The sequence below is a fragment of the Bacillus sp. GMa5/1 genome (assembly GCF_050172015.1).
Classification (GTDB): Bacteria; Bacillota; Bacilli; order Bacillales; family Bacillaceae_G; genus Bacillus_A; species Bacillus_A cereus.
This window is the reverse complement of the sequence record NZ_JBNLYC010000369.1, coordinates 1-1,924: the sequence shown is the minus strand read 5'-3', so window position 1 is coordinate 1,924 and position 1,924 is coordinate 1. Positions and strand designations below refer to the sequence as shown.

Below are 1,924 nucleotides of genomic sequence, written 5' to 3'. Positions count from 1 at the left end.
AAAAAAGGTACATTAATTATCTTAGAAAGTACTACTTATCCAGGTACTACAAGAGAAGAAGTTTTATACAAATTAGAACAGAAAACTAATTTTAAAATTGGTGTAGATATATTTGTAGCATACTCTCCAGAGCGAATCGATCCTGCAAATCAATCGTTTTCAATTCAAGATATTATAAAAATCGTAGGTGGAGTTACATCTAATTGTACCGATTGTGCAGCAGCTTTCTATAGTAACTTAATTAAGGATATTCATAAGGTGAGCAGTCCAGAAGTAGCAGAGACAGCGAAGTTATTAGAAAATACGTATCGTTTTATAAATATCGCTTTTATTAATGAAATGACACAAATTTGTAATGAGTTAAACATAAATATTTGGGAAGTAATTGATGCCTCAGGAACTAAGCCATTTGGATTTCAAAAATTCTATCCTGGTCCTGGCGTAGGAGGACACTGTATTCCGATTGATCCTATTTATTTTAAGTGGATTGCAAATAATAAGGATTTAGCAACAAAAATGATTGATGTGGCAAGAGAAATTAATGAAAACATGCCTAAGTACGTTCTTAATAGAGCACTACAGTTACTAGATGATAAAGAAGGTAAGAATATTCTTATGGTTGGCGTTGCATATAAAAAGAATGTTAATGATGCTAGGGAATCGCCAGCTTTGGATATTATGAATGATTTAATGATAGAAGACTATAACGTGGATTATTACGATCCGTTTATAGAGGAACTCATTGTGGGCGATAACACATTGAAAAAATCTATAGATTTAAACCTAAGTCAATTAGACAAATACGCTTTAATTATTGTTCATACGGACCATGATTGCATTGATTTTAAATTGCTTAATGAGGCAAACTGCTTAATTTTAGACACAAGAAACATATTTAAAGATGAATCAGTATATAAGAAAAATATTATAAGTTTGTAGGTGATTACATGGTAGAGTTTATTCCTTTTTATCGACCAGAAATCAATGATGAAGATATAGATAGGGTAGTTTCTGCCCTTAAATCTGGATGGCTTTCAAAGGGGCCAAAGGTGATAGAGTTTGAAGAGAATTTAAAAGAATATCTGAATACTGAACATGTAGTAAGTTGTAATTCAGGGACTGCCGCATTACATTTAGCATTACTGTCTCTGGGAGTTGGATTAGAAGACGAAGTAATAGTTCCAAGTTTTACTTTTTGTTCTAGTGTAAACGTTATTATGCATGTAGGTGCAACACCTGTATTTGTAGACATAGATGAAGAGAATTTATGTCTTGATCTTCAGGATGTTAAAAGAAAAATCACTAAAAAAACGAAAGCAATTATTGCAGTTCACTTTGCTGGATACCCGGCTAAATTAAAAAAACTTCAAAAATTATGTAAAGAATACGGACTGTTTTTGATAGAGGATGCAGCGCATGCATTAGGGACAAAATATGATAATACTTTAATTGGTACACATGGTGATGTTATTTGCTTCAGTTTTTATGCCACAAAAAATATAACAACAGGTGAAGGCGGAGCGTTAGTTACTAAAAATGAATCGATTGCTGAAAAAGCTAGATTATATGGTTGGCATGGTATCACCAAAAATGCATGGAATCGTTATGGTGAAGAAGGAAGCTGGCGTTATGATGTTCTATTACCGGGGTTTAAATATAACATGATGGATCTACAAGCTAGTTTGGGTATTAGTCAGTTAAAAAGGGCTGATGAAATGATTGAAAAACGTAAGAGAATAGCTGAAAGGTACCAAGAGGAATTAAAAGATGTTCAAGAGTATATAACGTTACCTAATTATACTAACGATTCAGGAGTAAAACATGCATGGCATTTATTTGTTATAAAAATTAATTCTAATTCTCCTGTTAGTAGAGATCAGGTAATTCAAGAAATGAAAAAGAGAAATATTGGGCTTAGTGTTCA

2 protein-coding genes are annotated in these 1,924 nt (G+C 32.4%); both read left to right on the top strand.

Annotated elements, in window-relative coordinates:
• A partial coding sequence (locus tag ACQGSG_RS28695) for a nucleotide sugar dehydrogenase (RefSeq protein ID WP_426948700.1) occupies window positions 1-939 on the top strand: 939 nt, incomplete at its 5' end.
• Window positions 940-947: 8 nt separating this feature from the next.
• Window positions 948-1,924, top strand: a 977-nt coding sequence (locus ACQGSG_RS28690; RefSeq protein ID WP_426948698.1) for a DegT/DnrJ/EryC1/StrS family aminotransferase, incomplete at its 3' end; no start/stop codon positions are given.